General features: G+C 42.2%; 12 protein-coding genes. 9 read left to right on the top strand and 3 right to left on the bottom strand.

The annotated features are described in order from the left end of the window. The first annotated feature begins 32 nt into the window (after positions 1-32). Positions 33-1,496 carry a magnesium chelatase gene (locus B0I21_RS13410; RefSeq protein WP_133640991.1) on the top strand — a complete coding sequence of 488 codons (1,464 nt, stop codon included), beginning with the start codon at positions 33-35 and terminating at the stop codon, positions 1,494-1,496. A gap of 185 nt (positions 1,497-1,681) precedes the next feature. Here B0I21_RS13410 and B0I21_RS13405 read toward each other — a convergent pair whose 3' ends face one another. The 3 genes from B0I21_RS13405 to B0I21_RS13395 form a co-directional block, all read right to left on the bottom strand. Continuing rightward, positions 1,682-2,035, bottom strand: a complete 354-nt coding sequence (locus B0I21_RS13405; RefSeq protein WP_133640990.1) for a response regulator transcription factor — start codon at positions 2,033-2,035, stop codon at positions 1,682-1,684. Beyond that, the gene (locus B0I21_RS13400) at positions 2,032-5,313 is read right to left on the bottom strand and encodes a CheR family methyltransferase (protein ID WP_133640989.1); all 3,282 of its coding nucleotides are present in this window, start codon (positions 5,311-5,313) and stop codon (positions 2,032-2,034) included. The genes B0I21_RS13405 and B0I21_RS13400 overlap by 4 nt, the downstream gene beginning before the upstream one ends. A gap of 409 nt (positions 5,314-5,722) precedes the next feature. Continuing rightward, entirely contained in the window at positions 5,723-6,730 is a 1,008-nt protein-coding gene (locus B0I21_RS13395; protein WP_133640988.1) for a hypothetical protein, read from the bottom strand. A gap of 661 nt (positions 6,731-7,391) precedes the next feature. On the opposite strand from B0I21_RS13395, the gene B0I21_RS13390 reads away from it, so the two are divergent. From B0I21_RS13390 to B0I21_RS13355, 8 genes are all read left to right on the top strand, one after another. After that, a complete protein-coding gene (locus B0I21_RS13390; protein WP_133640987.1) occupies positions 7,392-9,056 on the top strand; it encodes a tetratricopeptide repeat-containing sensor histidine kinase in 1,665 nt (554 codons plus the stop codon). Between the two features lie 13 nt (positions 9,057-9,069). Continuing rightward, positions 9,070-9,735, top strand: coding sequence for a response regulator (locus tag B0I21_RS13385; RefSeq protein ID WP_133640986.1), 666 nt, complete (start codon positions 9,070-9,072; stop codon positions 9,733-9,735). A 492-nt stretch (positions 9,736-10,227) separates the two neighbouring features. After that, positions 10,228-10,983, top strand: coding sequence for a DUF805 domain-containing protein (locus tag B0I21_RS13380; protein ID WP_133640985.1), 756 nt, complete (start codon positions 10,228-10,230; stop codon positions 10,981-10,983). 18 nt (positions 10,984-11,001) lie between these two features. Beyond that, positions 11,002-14,013, top strand: a complete 3,012-nt coding sequence (locus tag B0I21_RS13375) for a virulence factor SrfB (protein WP_133640984.1) — start codon at positions 11,002-11,004, stop codon at positions 14,011-14,013. A 7-nt stretch (positions 14,014-14,020) separates the two neighbouring features. Beyond that, entirely contained in the window at positions 14,021-16,804 is a 2,784-nt protein-coding gene (locus tag B0I21_RS13370) for a virulence factor SrfC family protein (protein ID WP_133640983.1), read from the top strand. 3 nt (positions 16,805-16,807) lie between these two features. Then, the gene (locus B0I21_RS13365) at positions 16,808-17,563 is read left to right on the top strand and encodes a hypothetical protein (protein ID WP_133640982.1); all 756 of its coding nucleotides are present in this window, start codon (positions 16,808-16,810) and stop codon (positions 17,561-17,563) included. Continuing rightward, a complete protein-coding gene (locus B0I21_RS13360) occupies positions 17,563-18,129 on the top strand; it encodes a hypothetical protein (protein ID WP_133640981.1) in 567 nt (188 codons plus the stop codon). Before B0I21_RS13365 ends, B0I21_RS13360 begins: the two co-directional genes overlap by 1 nt. A gap of 62 nt (positions 18,130-18,191) precedes the next feature. After that, the gene (locus B0I21_RS13355) at positions 18,192-19,178 is read left to right on the top strand and encodes a hypothetical protein (RefSeq protein ID WP_133640980.1); all 987 of its coding nucleotides are present in this window, start codon (positions 18,192-18,194) and stop codon (positions 19,176-19,178) included. Positions 19,179-19,186 lie beyond the last annotated feature (8 nt).

Below are 19,186 nucleotides of genomic sequence, written 5' to 3'. Positions count from 1 at the left end.
GTGTATATATAATAAAAGCATAAAAAAACAACATGGATTATCAAACGATTAAAACATTTGGTGAGCTTAAAGCGGCAGGTTATACGCCGAAGAGCGTAAAAGAAGAACTGCGTCAGAATCTTGTAGAAAAAATTCGTCAAGGCGAAACGGTTTTTGAAGGCGTGCATGGCTATGAGGATACCGTGATTCCAGAACTGGAGCGGGCCATCCTCTCCAAGCACAATATCAACCTCTTGGGCCTTCGCGGACAGGCGAAAACACGCTTGGCGCGGCTTATGGTGAACTTGCTGGATGAATATATTCCTGTAGTGGATGGCTCTGAAATCAATGACGATCCATTTAAGCCCATATCGCGCTATGCCTTGGAGCTGCTGCAGGAGCGGGGCGATGCAACGCCCATCAGCTGGTTGCATCGCAGCGAGCGTTTTTCAGAAAAACTGGCTACGCCCGATGTAACCGTAGCCGATCTCATCGGTGATGTGGATCCTATCAAAGCCGCTAATTTACGGTTGAGTTATGCCGATGATAGGGTTATCCATTTCGGTATGATTCCACGTGCTAACCGATCTATTTTTGTGATCAATGAGTTGCCCGATCTACAGGCGCGTATACAGGTAGCACTTTTCAATATTTTACAGGAGGGCGATATACAGATCCGTGGGTTTAAGCTTCGCCTGCCGTTGGATTTGCAATTTGTGTTTACCGCTAATCCGGAAGACTATACCAACAGGGGAAGTATCGTTACACCACTGAAAGACCGTATTGGCTCGCAGATCCTGACGCACTATCCGAGTTCCGTGGCTGTAGCGAAAACAATCACCAAGCAAGAGGCTGTCTTGGAAGCCGGGCAGGAGCAGATCTATGTTCCGGAGCTGGCGCGTGACATCCTGGAGCAGATCAGCTTTGAAGCGCGCGAAAGTGAGTTTATCGACGCCAAGAGCGGTGTCAGCGCACGTATCGGGATTACGGCCTTTCAAAATCTATTGAGCACCGCCGAACTTCGGATGTTGAAAAATGGCGAAACGGCAACAGCTGTGCGGCTGAGCGACTTTATGGGGATCGTGCCTGCCATTACGGGCAAAGTTGAGCTGCTTTATGAAGGCGAGCAAGAGGGGGCTTCCAATGTGGCTATCATGCTGATCGAACATGCGATAAAGACGTTGTTCCCGACGTTTTTTCCAAAAATTGAAAAGCTAGAGCGCGAAAACGAACAATATCCCTATGATGATATTGTTCGCTGGTTCCTCAATTCAGAGGGCATTCAACTGGCGGACGAGTTGTCGGATCAAGCATACCAACAAGCGTTGGACAATATCGATGTATTGCAGAAGCTGATTCAAAAGTACCAACCCGATACGCGCGAAGAAGATCGCTACTTCCTCAGCGAGTTCGTGTTGTGGGGATTGACGCTGTTTAATAAACTCAGCAAATACCGTGTCGATAATGGCCTGCAGTTCCAAGATAACTTTCAGGGCTATTTGAGAAATAATTTGTAATAAATTGATTTGTTAATCGGCCGCCTGTGTGATTGGATCGTAGGCGGCCGCTTTTCTTAACATTCTTATTGCTTTTTAACATGCACTACCAAATACTTTGCATCACAAATCTTTCGATGCGAGATGTCGTTTAATGCTGATGATTCCACCGGTATTGATTCCCGTGTTTTTGTTTTTAAATCCTATTAACCGATTAAGGCAACACATTTTTCTAAGAAGTCACTTATTTCAAAAGGCTTTGCGATAAAACCGTCTGCGCCAGCGTCGTTAGCCATCTGCTCAACTTCATTGTTCGCCGACATCAGCAAGACGGGAACCTTCTTTGTACGGGGGCCGTTCTTCAATTGTTTGCATATATCGCGTCCATCTACGCCAGACATCCATATATCCAGTATAATAAGATCAGGAAGTTCCGCAGGCCACGCGAATATGTCTTCTGGCTCTTCCGACACGATTACCTCAAAACCTTCAGCTTCCAAGACTACACGCAGCATATCTAATATGCCGTCGTTATCGTCAGCTACAAATATCTTTTTCATAGCAAGCGTTCTATCGGAAGTGTAATCGTAAAGGAAGATCCCTTACCTTCCTCGCTGCTCACCGAAATTTCGCCGCTATGGCGTTTAATAATCTCTGAAGCGATAAACAGCCCTAGTCCCAAGCCAGCAAAAGTATTGTCCGATGATCCGCTGGCGCGAAAGAATTGTTCAAATACATTTTGTTGGTTTTTTTGCGATATACCGATTCCATGGTCTTCCACCGTTACGGTGACTTGCCGGGCCGACACCTTGGTGTGGATCAATACCTCGTTTGCTTTGGGCGAATATTTGATGGCGTTGGAGAGCAGGTTCGTCACTACTTGGCCAATGCGGTTCCGATCGCCGGAGACGAGGACGTTACTGTCCAGTGTCAATTTTATTTGATGCTTGCGGGATGTCTGCTGCATCTCCTCGGTAATCTCTTGGATCAGCTCATTAAAATCAAAATCTTCGATATTGTACTGCAGCTGCCCGGCCGTCACTTTTGTAGCATCCAGCAGGTCACCGATCAGGGATGTCAACTTGTTGATCTGGTTATCCATCTTGATCAGGAAAGTCTCCGCCTCTGTATTCCCCGCCTTGCTAAAACGGCGTTGTAGCGCCTGCGTATATCCTTTGATGCTCGTTACCGGCGTTTTTAATTCGTGCGAAGCCATGCTGATGAAATCATTCTTTTGGCGTTCCAGTTTTATCTTCTCGCTAATCTGTTTCTGCAGCTCCTCGGCAAATACCTTTTGCTCATGGATATCGGCTTTTCGTGCCGTAATGTCGTCTAGGGCCAATAAGATCAGTTGCTCGCCGTTGGGTTTACTGATCGGCTGTATATTAAATTTTATGATGCGTTCGCCTATGGATGGGAATGTAAACGCAATCTCTTTCTCGATCATTGTTTCATCCAGCGCCTGAATCTTGGTAAATTCTTTGGTCAGTCCCGGTATATTCCATGCCCCATCTTGCAATTGGTAAAGGCTTGTACCAACGGCAGCCGATTCCTTGATCTTAAACGTGCGACAAAAAGCATGGTTGGCTAACTGTATGATCATGTCCTTATCAAGCATCAGTAGGGGCTCATGTAGCACTGCAATGGTAGCGTCTGATAGCTTTCTACTCGAGGTTAACTCCTCATTGCTGTCAAACAGTTCTTGGTTCACCGTGAGCAGCTCCTCGTTCGTGCTCTGTAGTTCCTCCTTGCTGGTTTCCAGTTCCTCGTTCAAGCTCTGTAACTCCTCGCTTCCGCTTACCAACTCCTCGTTAGAACTTTGGAGTTCTTCATTGGTCATTTCTTGGTCTTCGGTAATCGTGCGCATATCTTCGCGCGCCTGAGCCAGTTCATACTCCAATTGTATAATCCGCTCCTCATCGGCAGATCGTTTAAGCTTGGCGCTAAGACGCTTTCGAGGAGATGTCAGGGCGGGCTCTTTAAATACCACAAGGTAGTACAGGTCGATAGTGTTCAGCAGGGGCAACACCTCTATAGAAACTAATGATTCGCCCATGTCGAAAGAGATGTTATCTTTCGCGAAAGGCTCTCGCGAACTTTTTACGCGGTGCAGGGCGTTACGAAGTTCGAAGGATAAGCCCTCTTTGGCCATTTTCATCAGGTTAAAAGTTGCTTTGCCAGAGGGTGGTTCTAAAAATTTTGCAGACGAACCACGAAACTGCACGATGTCAAACTGCTCGTTTACGACTACGCTTACAGGCATATACTTGTTCAGCATCAGCTCATCCGCACTTTTTTGGTAATCCTCTACTTTCATATCGTTTTTGCGGAGAATGTCATTGTTTTCTTTGTAAGCTGATTCCTTGCGTTCACCCATTACTGTGATATATTTTCGGGTAACTGATTTACGCGTGTAGAATTTATTCTTTTTGTCTAGTGCTTGGAAAAAGTCCGATGCGGTTCCTGCAGTTTCTGATTTCCCCAGCCACAATAGTCCTTTGTCGCGCAGGGCGTAGTGAAAGGTCGTAAGTGCTTTCTTCTGCAAGAATGGTTTAAAGTAGATCATTACATTTCTGCAGGAAATCAAGTCCATGCGTGCAAATGGCGGATCTTTGAGAAAGCTATGCACCGCAAAAACGCACAGATCACGGATCCGCTTTTTAACAATATATTGATCGTTGGATTTTTCGAAATAGCGGGAGAGGTGTTGCGCGCTCAATCCTGTCAGCTCTTTCTTCGAGTAGCTGCCGCTCCGTGCTTTTTTAACAGATTTTTCTGAGATATCCGTGGCAAAGATCTGCACACGCTGTTGTGATAGGCGTTCGCCAAAATGCTCTTCCAACGCCATGGCGATCGAGTAGGGCTCTTGCCCCGTAGAACACCCTGTTACCCAGATGCGGATTGGTTCATCTGTCTTTTTACTTTGCATAAGTTGGGGCAGAATCTTGCGGGTCAAGGCTTCAAATGCCGAAAGATCTCGAAAGAAGCTTGTCACCGGTATGAGTAAGTCATAAAACAGCAACTCCTGTTCGGCTGGGTTCTCTGCCAAGTAGCCTTGGTAAGCGTGGATGTCGGCCAACTTTAACATCAACATTCGCCGCACGATCCGCCGTCTAATCGTTGTTTGTTTATATAGGCTAAAATCGGCGCCCATACGGTTTTGTACCTCTACCAAGATCTTTCGGTAAGTATTCTCCTCGTCTCCTTCGCGATCTTCCATGTTCAACGCCCAATCTTCGCGTACGAAACCAAAGAATGTAGCAAGCTTTTCGCCTATCTGCTCAGGAGGAAGCACGAAATCAATGATGTTGGCGTCTACCGCGTGGTTCGGCATGGCTGGAAATTCAGCGCTTTTATCCTGCGCGATCGTTAGTCCGCCACATTCGCGAATAGCCATCAGTCCGTCCGTACCATCCTCACCACTTCCTGATAAGATCACCGCAGCGGAGCTGGCCTCATAGGCCGTGGCTAGGGAGTGGAACAGTACATCGACGGCCCTGTTGCTTTTTTCCTTTACAGGGCGAAGGTCAAGCTTCAAGAAACCATCTGCCACGGTTACCAATTTATTGGGTGGAATCACGTATATATGGTTGGGCTCTAGCGGGAGGTGCTCCGTAATGGATACCACGGGTATATTCGTTATCTTTTGAAGCAGCTCCGGCAAAAGACTGTTTTTACCAGGCAGTAAGTGCTGCACCAGTACAAATGCCATTCCTGAGCTTTCGGGGATACCTTTCAGCATCGCCTTAAAAGCATCCAGTCCACCTGCAGATGCGCCGACACCTATTACCGGGAAATTGTTGCCTTTATCGGGGGGTAAGTCTTTGTTTAAAGTCATATAGAATTACAGCCCCATTCCAGCAGGCCGTATCTCGTAAAGGTAACAATATTTAGCGCAATCTGTTTGAAGCTGTTTAATTCGTGGAGCACGATGTGACTTCATGGCGTTTCAAGTTGTCTGCCACGGCAGGTATAACGTTTGTACGTCGGAGTTTTTTGCATGCTGTTGAAGCTTTTTCCAACCCTCATTCCCTCCGCCACATGCCGCGGCAGGACACTACTTTTGAAGACCAAAAGGTAGCAAAAGTCCGTCGCTTGAAACCTTTGCAGGGAGGGGCTGTGCGAAGGCGAACGGATACATATTGCAAAGCTTTCGATGCGACATAGCGTTTCATAAAGGAGAGTGCAGTTACAGTAATGCTTTAAGGTTCTTAAAAAAATTTATAAACAATTTTTTTTAATCATTGCTATTCCACGTCGGCTAGGGTTTCGATTATTTGTTTTGTGGCCTTTTTCTTTGGTCCAGCATGATTTTCAATAATATGTTCGGTAGCAATTTTTAACGATCGATCAACTTTTATAGGATGCAGGCCTGGCTGGGTGAAAAACTCGACCTCATTGTCAATCTTGGAGTACCATACATGACCGACATCTTTTAGACCTAATGTATCAGGCTGTGTGATTCTGCGAAAAAACGCTAGTTTATCTTTATCCAACCCGACGATTTGGTTACGTTGCGTCTTGTCTTGACAATATACGGCAACAAATTTATCGCCGTCCCAACACATACAGTTTTTTTTCGGATAAATAAGCCCTACGAAAGAGGTGATAATCACAATGGTTAGACCGCCCAGCGCAACTTTCCGCTTCTTTGTAGATCTATTTTCTTCATCCAGTAGATCAATATCTCCTGTTTCTGGGTCTTTAGGTTTCGGAATGTCTCCACCTGATGAGTTTCCTTTCGTTTCTTCCTCTTCCTTTGAAAAATCTTCTATAATACTTATTTCACTTCCCTCTTGGTTTGTTTCCTCTGATCGTAAGTCGTCCTCGTCTTTTTGATCACCTTCAACTGCTCTTATTCCCTTGTCGTCAAGCTCTTCAGGTTTGGTTTGCGTGTTTTCTTTGCCGTATTGAAAAGGCCTAGGTTGATAGTCTACCAATATCGAAAGTAGTTTTACCAAGAGATCGTCTGGCTTCTGTGTTTGACCAAGGATGAATTTCTGTAGCGCTCTAAGCGAACCAGTATTGAAAGTTTTGATTGCGACCTCGATATTCTCCTTTTTCTTAAAAGGGTTGAAGAATTTTTGAAAGACCTCAATATCCGTAGGCGGCGGTTCTTCCGATAGCTTAATTAAGCAGTAGTCCCGCAAATTTGCAGGGGAAGGATTTGCAAGTAAATCATCCAATTCATTTCTACTTTTCTTGGCTTCATAAAGGGCAAGCACCTCTACTTTGAAATCTTTAAACTCAGGCATGGCGTCAAAAATAAACTAATTCTAAATCGGAATTTACGGAATCCCGTAAACGAATAATCAGTCAATACATCGGAATTTTCAGAATGACTGGAATTTTATCAGACTTTTCGGAATTATCGGAACGACTTGATAAAAAGGTTTTTAGCTGCTATAACTTTGTTTCCGAAGTCAGATGATAGTCGATTAGTTTATGAGGCTAATATACAAAACAGATTTCACAATGAGAAGATCTCGCGGTAGTCTTTAGCCGGTTTGGGAAGCAGCTTCGGCCTCCCGCGAGTGACACTCCCACTTCCCAAAAAATTCAGAAGGCCTTCTGAAAAATTTATAGCAATCCCGTGCACGGAGCACGCGGACCTAGCAAGTTTTTGACTTTTAATTTTTTGACAAAATGTGGTATTTAATTTTAGCTCTTTTATTTGGGCAAGGCGGACAAACAGGTGCTATCAATCCAGGACAATCAACGGTGCAAACCAATACTGATCCGGGTGACGGAGATGATGGAGATGGCGGGGATACAGGCTTACCTATTCCTCCTCCACGTCCACCAAAAAAATAGAATGAGCTTTTCATAACGAAAGGGCAGCGTGAGTTGCCCTTTTTTTATTATTTTTTTGATTTAACTTCACACTTTGAGTAATTTTGGGAAAAACAAACCAGTTTGAAATACCTACACATATACCTAATTAGTATTGCGTTCTTTTCTTGTTCTAAGAAAAAGGCAGAAGAAATTTCTAAAATTGAAAATCCATATTACTATCGTGCTTATGATTTCTACGCTGAACACGTAAGAGATAGCGCATTTTTAAACTTCAGTCGTGCCGAGGAGGTGTTTAAAGACAATAAGGATAGTACTGGCGTTGCCAATTCTTTGGTTATTATGGCCATCATCCAAAACCAACAAGCGGATTATTTCGGGGCACAGGAAACAGCGCTCGAGGCGCTCAATTACCTAAGTACGCAAGATCCCGATCATTTCGAGACGCTGAGTAATAATTTTAATAATTTGGGATCGGCGACAGGCGAGCTCGGCGAAATGGATAAAGCAATTACCTTCTATAATGAGGCTATTAAATTTTCGGCAGATTCGAATAATGTGAGAACATATTTGAACAATATAGCCCTGCTCTATCAAGATAAAGAAGATTATCCACGAGCCATTTCTATTTATGAATCCATATTGAAAAGCCCCGATTTGGACTCCGTTGAATTTGCGCGGGTGCTAACCAATTATGCGACGGCGATGTGGCAGTATAGAGCGAATTATAATCCAATACCTGAATTAAAATATGCACTTGATATCCGGAAGAAAGAAAAAGATATGTGGGGACAGAACTCCAGCTACGCGCATCTCGCTGACTATTACGCAAAGATAAATCCCGATTCTTCCTTGTATTTCGCTAAGCGGCAGTATGCTTTGGCGAAAGAGATTGACAGCCCTAAGGATCAAGTGAAGGCACTAAAAAGACTCATTCGTTTAAATCCTGTAGATTCAATTCCAACTTATTTTGCCACCTATCAGCAATTGTCAGATAGTATCCAACAGGCGCGTGCCGCCGCTAGAAATCAATTTGCACTGATCCGCTACGAAGTTGAGAAAAATAAGTCCGAGAACTTAAAGCTACAAAAAGATAATGCGGAAACAACAAACCGTCTTATCGGTCTCTCCATCACTTTTGCGCTCCTGGGAGCGGGCAGCATTCTTTGGTATAAAAAAAGAAAGCAACGCCTAGAACTGGAAACGCAGAACAAGATTAAGGCGAGCCACCTGAAAACATCGCGCAAGGTGCATGATGTGGTTGCAAATGGCATCTATCGCGTCATGACCGAAATCGAGCATAAAGATGATATAGACCGAAACGGTATTCTTGATCGGCTCGAAGATATGTACCATAAATCGCGCGACATATCTTACGAAGCGGAGAAGATTGAGCGTGTAGATCAGCCTTTCAATCAGGAAATCACGAATCTGCTACAATCTTTCGCGGGGCGCCATCAAAAAATCATTATCGCGGGCAACGATCCGGAGCTTTGGCAATCCGTAAAGGCTAACGTGCAGCAGGAGATAAAGCATGTCTTGCAAGAGTTGCTGGTCAATATGAAAAAACACAGCCAAGCCGAAAATGTAGTCATACGTTTCTCTATGGTACATCATGATTTACATATTCACTATAAAGACGATGGCGTGGGGCTTCCTGTGGAGATGAAGCGGGGGAATGGGCTGGTCAGTACGGGAAACCGTATAAAAAACATATGCGGCGACATTACATTTGCCAGTGAACCAGGAAAGGGGCTTCGGGTAGAAGTCATTATCCCTACACTTTAACAAGACGAAACATATGTTTAAAAAAGTACTGATTGCTGAGGATCACGAGATTGCAAACATCTCCGTCCAAAAGACCTTACAGGATTTAGGTATACGCGACGCGAAATACGTCTACTATTGCGACCATGCCGTCACTTGGATCAAAAATGCACAGCGTGATGGCGATCCTTATGATCTTTTGATAACCGATCTGATTTTTGAGGACGATCATACGCCACAGCAGATTAGCAATGGTGTGCAGCTCGTTCAGGCCGTTAAACAAATTCAGCCGGACATCAAGACTATCGTTCTTTCTGCCGAGAGCCGTTCTGGAGTTGTCGACGATCTTTTTAAAACACACGCCATCGATGGCTACGTCCGCAAGGCGCGTCGCGACGCACAATACCTGAGTGAGGCTGTAAAATCGGTGTACGCGAACAAAACTTACAAATCCCCCGACTCTGCGGATAGCTCTCGCGTAAAAAATAGCCATGAATTTACCACATTCGATATGCACATCATCTCTCTACTCGCACAGGGGGTGCAGCAAAAAAATATTCCTTATTACCTGCAGCAGAAAAATATCAAACCTTCAGGGCTCAGCAGCGTAGAGAAACGATTAAACCTGATGCGGGAAGTGCTTGACTTCTCAAAAAATGAGCAGCTGGTTGCCTATTGCAAAGATATCGGTCTCTTGTAATAAACGCTGTAGCATCTTACGGTTTCCCGTAAGGGTTGATGTGTATTATTACCTTACTTTGTAGCATCGCAAAGATATTGATGAAGCAATACTACATACATACGCGTGCACAGCTAAATGGAGAACATGAACTTCACCATGAATACTGTATCTATTTGCCAAAAGAGCAAAATAGGATTAGTATTGGAAGTTTCGAATGTTGCCAGGAAGCTATACGCGCCGCTGAAAAATATTACCATAGCGTGGATGGATGCAAAACCTGTACCCGTGAGTGTCATTCCCGCTAGCAAGAGTTTAGTGTTCCGTTGTTAACCTAATAGTGCGCATGGTTGGGGGCTGTCTTCGGGCAGTCCCCTTTTTTTGTTTGATAACCAAGGTATTGGGTGCTTGTTGACTTTTTTTCATTTACGGGTTCCCGTAAAGAAGCACGATATCCATCACCTACTTTTGTATCAACTGCTAGGAATTAACGATTATTAATTGAATGCTTCGATGAAAAATTACTTTTACATACTTGAGGGCAGAAGGGTCGGGCCGCTCTCCTTTGATGAAATCACAGCTGTCCCAATTTCGGAAGAGACATTGGTATGGTATGATGGATTAAAAGATTGGCAATCTGCCGGAGAGCTAGACGAGTTCCGACAGTTTTTTCATCCTATTAAAGGACTGGAGACAAAGGTTGAAGAAAGCAGTTCGCCTATTGATGATTTAGAACTAATTGTTGAAAAAGAACAAATTTTCGCTCAACCTGCTCCGACAGAAGATCATTTCAAGACCGCAGTCAACAATTTACCGCTGATAAAAAATAACGAAGAACGCGAACCCGAAGCTTATTACACGGAGCAACCACACGGTATTGATGATCCATTCCGAAACGGAAGTTATGAGTCTATTTATCCTGCACAAGCAATGTTTTCCGCCCCCTTTAGCTTTAAGGGTAGGATTAGGAGAACCGAATACTGGCTTAGTTTGATTATTGCGTATGCATACTTAGCTTTAGTTGCTGCATTCTTAGCTCAGGATCATGAGGCCTCTGAAGGTGGAGGCATCGCTTATCTACTATTTTTGATTCCATTTTATTGGTTTGTGTTTGCACAAAATACAAAACGCTGCCATGATCGCGGTAACTCCGGATGGTTCCAAATTATTCCATTGTACGGTCTTTGGATGGCTTTCGGATCCAGCGATCGATTTGTAAATCAATATGGCCCTAACCCCAAGGGCGTTAATCTACAACCAAGATTTTAACAATATTATTTTTAATACATGAAAAGAATTTCTTTGATTGCTAATTCTAGTATTCAATACTACAAATATGAGGTTAATATCGATCTCGAGTTTGGTAAGGAAAACAGGCTTTACTATCACCAACCATTTGATACCAACTTTTTTGATTTTATCCTCGATCCAGTTTTTAAAGTTCGAAAGGACGGAAACGAAGATTATTACCGTTTGCAGGAGCTTATTGACAAAGGTTTCGTGATCAATAAACGTTTAAAAGACGACGCCGACTTAAGTGCTTGTAGTGATATGCTCACAGAAGTTTACGAAGAAAGTAACCTCAAGCAGACGCTTAAACAATATCAAAATAAATGGATTCCATTGCCAGTTTTTAAGGATAATGCTATCAACAGGGATCTGTTATACCCTACAGATTGGGTCCGTGTGTTTTTTACATGTAGTGAAGACTTCTCGATGGCAAAAATCGTGATTGCCGTGGATACGTCGCTTGCTAGAAGTGAGAATGATAAAACAGGCCCGCAGCTAAGCAACAATCCCGATGAGAATGTTTTCCGTATCCAATCCGACGAAATTAATCTCAGCAATTTTTTGTTTACCCAAGACAATTCGATCGGATGGATAGATCGATATTTGGCCGATTTGTTTTACGATAAAAATGAGGAAGAACGGTACACGCACCCCATCAAGAAATATGTAGCCAAATATATGCTTTTGGTCAAGTGGCTGGCAGCGCAAACTGAATCGCCCGAGATTCAGCTTTTTACCGACAACATCAAGAAGAAAACCGTAGATCTTGTCATTGATATTGGCAATTCGGCAACATGTGCCTTATTATTCGAAAACAAAGATGATGATAGCTTTGATTTTGATAGTGTCAAGAAGCTTATTATACAGGATTATACCAATCCGCATTTGGAGTACAATAATTCATTTCCCATGAACATGTTGTTTAGCGAATCGAGCTTTGGCAACATCGATAAAGACCATTATCACAACAATAAATTTATTGTTCCTAGTTTGACCCGTATCGGTTTTGAAGCCGAGAAGCTGATCAATTCTGCAAGCACTAATCTGGACCTCGGCTATGAGCTGAAAACCTATAATTCAAGCCCGAAGCGTTACCTCTGGGACGATCAGATGAGCGACCGCGAGTGGGAATTTCAACCGGCGAAATCCAGTCGGGTAAAGAAAGTGTATCTGAATGGCATTTCGGAACAGCTAAGTCTTGACGGAAGTTTAAAGAATGCGAAGGGGGCATTTGGAGCGAAGTCTATGTTTTCTAGGGCTTCCTTGATGAAGTTTGTGTTCTTGGAAGTATTGATGCATGCGCACGTACAGATCAATTCCTATAAGTTTAGGGAAGAACATGGTGAAATGACCATGCCTCGAACGATTAAACGGATTACCATATCGTGCCCGACAGGGATGATTCAGCACGAGCAAATTGCACTTCGAAAAGCGGCAGCAGAAGCTTGTGATCTGCTGGATGGTTATCAACGTTTTTATTTTGATCAAGACGAAAATACAAACTGGTTTAAAAAGCCGGAGATTATCCCCTCTATCGAGGATATCGCCAAAAAGCGCAGTGAACTGGACGATAAAAAAGACTGGATGTATGATGAGGCAACTTGCAGTCAGCTGGTTTTTGTCTACAGTCTATTTTCAAAAAAATTGAGAAGCAACAATTATGTCATCGATCATTTTTTATTCAACAACAAGAGTACGTTAAAGATTGCATCCATAGATATCGGCGCAGGCACAACAGACATTATTATCAATCAGTACCAACTCAAAACAACGCATAAAATACAGGAATTGATTCCACAGCCGCTATTTTGGGACAGCTTTAAACTGGCTGGCGATGATCTTCAGAAGGAACTTATTCAAAAAATCATTATTCGCAATTCATATAAAGACTCCGTAGATGTGACATTGGGAGGCATAGAAAATTATGGAAGATCAAAGGGTATTGTAGACATACACAATCGTATCAATGGATTTTTCGGAGAAAATTCAAATAATATGGGCTATGTCGCAAAGATGATGCGTAAATCTTTCGTTCACCAAGTCGCTCAGCCAATTGTCCTGAAGTATTTAGAGCAGGCTAATCAGCAAGAGGTGCTGGAAATGTCTTTCGAAGAAATGATAGGAGGCAAATTTGACAACATAGCCCTCGTCAAATATTTCGAAAAAGTGTTTGGATTCAGCTTTTTGGAAATCCGATGGAAAATATCTTCCCAGGCTGTCAATGAGATTGTCTCGAGCGTATTTGAAGGACTGGTTCGTCAGATGTGTCTTGTAATTAACCAATTCGAGTGCGATTTTGTTGTGCTTTCTGGAAAGCCTGCCTCTTTATTAAGTTACGAGGAGCTGTTCAAAAAATTTCTATTTGTTTCGCCTACTAATGTCATCAATCTTAATACGTATTGGATCGGAAAATGGTATCCATTTGCAGACAATTTAGGTAATGTTGATGATCCTAAGACTATTGTGGCTGTGGGCGCAATTATCGCATTAATGTCTGCTAGACTCAAAAAAATCCAAGACTTCAATTTAAATACCGTCGAATTGACCAAACAACTACATTCGACAGCTGACTACATTATTTCTAAAGCGGAGAATGTAAAGGAGGTCATTTTGACACCACAAAAAAATGAACAGACATTCCTAATTAAATCCATTCCTTTTGAATTCGGTTATGCCAAGTATCTGTCCCGTAACTATACCTACTCAGGCATGTATAGATTGACTATAGATCCTAAACAGATGGAAGAAATCATCAGGAACAGGTTTGTTGGCCGCGATGCTCAGTTTTATGAAGAACAGCTTAACAGAGAACGTGGTGAGATTTTACGCCATTTGCCATTGAAAATCACGATCTCTAGAGACTGGGAGGAAAGTAAGGAAATATTAAAAATTGAACACATCGAGGATAGTGAGGGCAATGAAAAACCTGGGCGTTTCTTCCAGCTGCACTATCAAACCTTGGATAGTGTACAGGGATATTGGTTAGATACTTGTGAATTTGTTTTATAGTAAAGAAATGTCGAATAATTATTCTGATTTAGAAATCAAACTTATTAAGGAATTTATTTCCGGTAAGATCGACCTGATACAGGGGTCGATTCAATGGGCGGACAGAAACCTAAAATATGAAGAACGCAATAAAGCGCTTCTCACATTAAAAAACAGTCTGAATACCATAAAAAAGGTCCAAAGTAATATTGGTAATAAACCGGTGATTGCAGTATTTGGTGCCAGTCAGGTGGGGAAATCATACCTAATCAAAAATTTGCTAAGCGAAACCGGTAAACCTTTCGAAATTGAACATGATGGTGCGTATTACGACTTCTTAAAGCAAATCAATCCTCCTGGGACCGGAGCCGAAAGTACAGGATTGGTAACGCGATTTACGATCGACCAAGACCGCTTGTTTCCAGATTTTCCGATTAAGGTAAATTTGTTGACGCCTAAAGATATTTTGTTGGTTTTGTTCGACGCATTTTTTCTGGATCTAAAGAAAATCACATCCTTCCCTTCGAAGGGAGAATTTGAAGCACACCTCAAAAAACTCGAACTGGAGGTGACTGAATTTCAACAGGAATTTTTGAGCGAATTTGAGGTGCTGGAAATTAAGGGATATTTTGAGAAGAACCTTTCCCAGCACACCATCTTGTTTGAAGGACTTTATGAAACCAGGTTCTTTGAACGAATTGGCCGTATTATTCGCCATTATGCTGCAGAAGAGTGGTTTAGGGTATTTGACATTCTTTGGAATAAGGAAACATTGCTGACTGAGCTTTTTATTAGCCTGATCAAAAAACTAGAAAGGGTGCAATTTGCAGCTTACGGCTTTATTAAGTTTGATAACGTCCTGCGTGAGGGTGGTGCAATTTTGGACGTTAAACGGTTGGGGGAGCTCCAAGATGATTCAAATGATAAAATAACCACCTTTAAGCTGCGAAATGGTGCAGAGATTCAGATCCAAGTTCCTGCATTATCGGCTTTGATTGCTGAACTTGTATTCTCCATTCCTCGAGAACTAGTTGAATCCAAAGAGTTTTTAAAGTACAATGATCTATTGGATTTTCCGGGGGCACGTAGTCGGCTAGCATTGGAGCAAGACGATATTATGGCAAAAAATATTGACGCGATGTTACTCCGTGGCAAAGTATCATATCTATTCAACAAATACTCTCTCGATTTCAATATCAATAATTTACTGTTCTGTACAAATGACACGCAATTAAACGTGAATGAAATTCCATCTTTGTTATACAATTGGATTGAGAATAATGTTGGCGGTAGCATGGAAGAGCGAGCAAAATCTCTTCAAGGAGCAAGTTTACCAACCCTGTTTGTCATCTTTACTTTTTTCAATAATCAAATAAAGTTTGACACGACAAATGACGGGGAATATCTGGAATCTGCCGAAAAGCTGAATTATAAGTGGCATACCCGGTTTGAACGTTTTTTCGAACAGGAGATCGTTACCCAATCTCGTAATTGGCATACCAAGTGGACATCAGAAGAACATCTATTTAAGAATTTTTATCTGTTGCGGGATTATAAATACTCAAACGATACGTTTACTGGATTTGAAAAGGCCGGCTATGAAGAAGGAATTCATCCAGAAAGGGAGAACTTCTTGAAAGTGATGAGGCACTCGTTTACACGTTATGGTTTTGTGCAAAACCACTTTTCAGATGCAGAAAGAGCATGGGATCAGGTCGCTTCCGTTAATCGTGACGGTTCGGCCCTGATTATAGAATCATTAGCAAAGGTAGCGGGTAATAAGACGAAAATCAATCATAACCTTCAAAAGTTAAATGGAATTTTAACCAAGATCCAGCAGGAACTGGAACGTTTTGTCTATAAACATGATGTGACCCTTATGCGGGAAACGCAAATGCGCCAGGTCAATCAATTTCAGTTAGCGTTTAATGGTGCGTTAGTAAAAGATCTAGGATTGTTCAATGCCTTTATCCATTGTTTATCCATCAATACATCCGATATTTTTCAACTATTGAACGAGCATATGGTGGTGGATACGAGCAGTAAGATATTGAATGAAACTACGCAAGAATCTATTTTGTTGGCTCAATATCCCGAACTGAAGCAGGCCAAAACAAAGGAAGAAATGTTGACCATTCTTCAAAAACACCTTTGGCTTTCTTCCCATAAAGCGGTCGAAGATTTTTTAACCGATAGCGGCATATTCATTAATGAACTCTTTCATCAGGATGATAGTAGCTCTTCAAAATCTGATTATTATGTGCAATTAATTATAGATTCTTGGCTGGCGAAGATAGACAATTTGGATCAATATAACGTTTTTATTGACAATGGAATCCATCGAAATAGCCTAATCTTTTTGGTGAGTTATTTCAAAGAACTGCTAAAAAAGCGAAAAGTTGTCGACCGGATCGTTCGGTTATTAAATGACATTATTTCAGAAATTGATGTAAACCATGGTTATGAAATCTTCTTGACAGAAACATTCGCCTTAGTAATCAATGAACTGATCTTCAATTTTGATGTCAACTATTTCACTGAGGAAGAGAAAGAAGAGGCGCGAAGCATCTTGGCATCTAATCCCAACCGGTTTTTTGAACGTAAACTTGATACATCTAGCCATGCAATCTCCGCATTGTTTGATGCCGGACAGCTTGATGTACGTACAACAGCGCTGCAGAAATATAACAAATGGATCGAATACCTGCGCCTTTCACTGTTGGTCAATGCGGGCTATATCGATTACGATGAACAGGCAAATCAAGAGCTCAAACTCTTGGTCGAACAATATTCACCTTTTGAATTGGTCTAAGAAATGCAAAAATTTCACTCCATAGCAACCGATAGGTATATCCCCTTATCTTTTGACAATGCGTATCTGTTTAGTCAATATGACCGGATCAGCAATTTTTTGGTTTTTAATCTGGATAAAACCTATCGAAATTTTTTGGCCAAGCCGGTCAAAAGCAATTATGAAATTGATTGGTACAGTGTGCATACGGATCTCCAGCCTATAGAACAATCGGACCATCGCGAGTTTGGATTGAAGCAGTACTGGCTGGTTTTTGAAGAGCTTCAAAAGCAGGTTGAAGAGCTCTTGCGAAGTAATGACTCCAATGTGCAATATTGGGGAGCGATCCTTAAGACGGTCCTTAATCCGGAGGACAATCTCATTTTTACCAATGGAAAGGATATCAGTATTGTGTGGGGATGGAAATTCGAGAACAATCAAAATAGTAAGCCTAACCTTCTGATAGACAATATTCCCGATGCACTGTTGCCGCCGCAGATTCTAATAGAGGAACCGAAGCTCGATATCGAAAAACAGCCAACGACAGCAAAAACGCAAACGGAGAAGATGGTGAGCGATGAGAATAATACTGATACAGCACCTCGAGATGCGTATTTTTCCCCAACTATCGAGCAACAGGGCATAGTAGCAGCGACTAAAAAAGCGAGGTTATTGACCTTCCTGAAATATATCGCGGTTACCTATTGGTGGGTACTCATCCTCCTTCTTGTACTCATCTGCTTGGTTTTCTTTTTCAAATCTTTAACAATCAAATCGTAATGGAACACGCTAAAAGCCAATCATTCGCCAACAAGTGGTGGTGGCTATTTTACCCCATATTGTTTTTGCTCGTTGGTATGCTCATCTATGCCTTATTATGGAGCCCTGATGGCTCTTTAGATATATTACGACAAGAATTGCGTGATTGCCGTGAGCAGCACACTATCGCATACCGTGAGCAGCTGGACAGTATTGAAAACATGCTTCCGGAAGAAACGCAGCAAAATCAGGAGTCACTTGAACTGGATGAAAACCAGAAAGCTGCTACCGTTAACTGCGATGCGCAAGTTCAATCTGGCGGACATGGAATTACAAAGACTAAACATATTATTGGCGATCAATCGGGACGTATCATCCTGCAGTATGACACGAAGGAAATTCCTGATGGGATTAAAGTCTTCTATGATGGGAAATTAATAGCGGACACGAAGGGGCTTGTTTCTGGGGCGGGACAACTAGAATGGAAATACGATGCGGCACAGAATAAGCCAAACTTTTGCTATGTGGAAGTGTCTGCACCGACGCAAGAAACCGTGTGGGAGTACATTGTCAATTGCCCGCTTTAACGTGACATCAATTACGAATATACCATTCAATTAAATCCTTATATAACAAAAATTAAACCCCTATGAAACAAGAAAATTTTCTGTTTGTGGATGTGATTTCATCCCTGTTTCTGCTCATACTGTTACTCTGTAATTTCTTCGGAATGCTCTATATAACAGATGGCAACATGCTGTCGAGCTTAGCTGTCAGTTTGATCATTGTTATCTTTTATTATTTTGTATTGCAACTCCTCAAGGGAAACAAAGAGCGCATGCTCAATCAGGGATACCGCAAGACTCCAGCCACTGCCTTTTTTATAGTTTTTATTGTGTTCGGTCTCGTTAGTTATGTCTTCATGGTTCATTTAGTAAACATCGAAAAGAATAGTAAAAAGGCCCTGCAGAAAGAGGCGAATGAAAAAGTCGAGCTTCTTAAAAATCTAGTCACACAATATGATGCGCGTGCGAATGAATCATTACAGACCTTTGAAGCTCAGTTTAAAGGCAAATTACAAGCATATAAAAGCCAGCGAAGCAATGTCCTGCGTAATGAACTGGGAAATGCGCCATTCAACCTTCCCGAAGCTATTTTAAACAGCCCGTCAAATAGCATCGATGTAGCATCCAGTACAAATGCGATATTACATGCCTACCAAGTAAAGTACAATCATAACCATCAGCTGTTGGATAGCATGGTCTTAAAAAAAGCGGAACGCTACAATCAAACTTTTCAGCAATGGGACAGGCTTAATTTGGCTGTAAATTATTTGGCGTTGCATGATTTTGTGAAAAATAGCGCGGATTTGGTAAATGCGAAAATTAAGGAATTACCGCTGGATAATGAACCGATAAAAATATCGATCGATGATGAGGAACTACCGTTGAATAGCCCAATTGCATTGGCGAAGATCTATTCACCAGATTATCTGTTGCCCCTGCTAATCATACTTATCATGCATGCCTTTATCTTGATACCTTATTTTACATATCAGGTCCGCAAGTATAATAGCCCTCGGCAGAAAGATGCGGAAGTCGAAGTTATTAACCGGGGCGGAACGATAGAACTTTAATACCTAAA

This window comes from Sphingobacterium paludis (assembly GCF_004364125.1).
Lineage (GTDB): Bacteria > Bacteroidota > Bacteroidia > Sphingobacteriales > Sphingobacteriaceae > Sphingobacterium > Sphingobacterium paludis.
Note: the sequence above shows the minus strand (reverse complement) of the source record. Positions and strands in the feature narration are given on the sequence as shown.

Excerpts from the sequence above, each read along its gene's own strand:
- B0I21_RS13370 (WP_133640983.1), top strand. The coding sequence starts at position 14,021 with ATGTCGAATAATTATTCTGATTTAGAAATCAAACTTATTAAGGAATTT.
- B0I21_RS13380 (WP_133640985.1), top strand. The coding sequence starts at position 10,228 with ATGAAAAATTACTTTTACATACTTGAGGGCAGAAGGGTCGGGCCGCTC.
- B0I21_RS13400 (WP_133640989.1), bottom strand. The coding sequence starts at position 5,313 with ATGACTTTAAACAAAGACTTACCCCCCGATAAAGGCAACAATTTCCCG.
- B0I21_RS13375 (WP_133640984.1), top strand. The coding sequence starts at position 11,002 with ATGAAAAGAATTTCTTTGATTGCTAATTCTAGTATTCAATACTACAAA.
- B0I21_RS13360 (WP_133640981.1), top strand. The coding sequence starts at position 17,563 with ATGGAACACGCTAAAAGCCAATCATTCGCCAACAAGTGGTGGTGGCTA.
- B0I21_RS13405 (WP_133640990.1), bottom strand. The coding sequence starts at position 2,035 with ATGAAAAAGATATTTGTAGCTGACGATAACGACGGCATATTAGATATG.
- B0I21_RS13365 (WP_133640982.1), top strand. The coding sequence starts at position 16,808 with ATGCAAAAATTTCACTCCATAGCAACCGATAGGTATATCCCCTTATCT.
- B0I21_RS13385 (WP_133640986.1), top strand. The coding sequence starts at position 9,070 with ATGTTTAAAAAAGTACTGATTGCTGAGGATCACGAGATTGCAAACATC.
- B0I21_RS13410 (WP_133640991.1), top strand. The coding sequence starts at position 33 with ATGGATTATCAAACGATTAAAACATTTGGTGAGCTTAAAGCGGCAGGT.
- B0I21_RS13395 (WP_133640988.1), bottom strand. The coding sequence starts at position 6,730 with ATGCCTGAGTTTAAAGATTTCAAAGTAGAGGTGCTTGCCCTTTATGAA.
- B0I21_RS13355 (WP_133640980.1), top strand. The coding sequence starts at position 18,192 with ATGAAACAAGAAAATTTTCTGTTTGTGGATGTGATTTCATCCCTGTTT.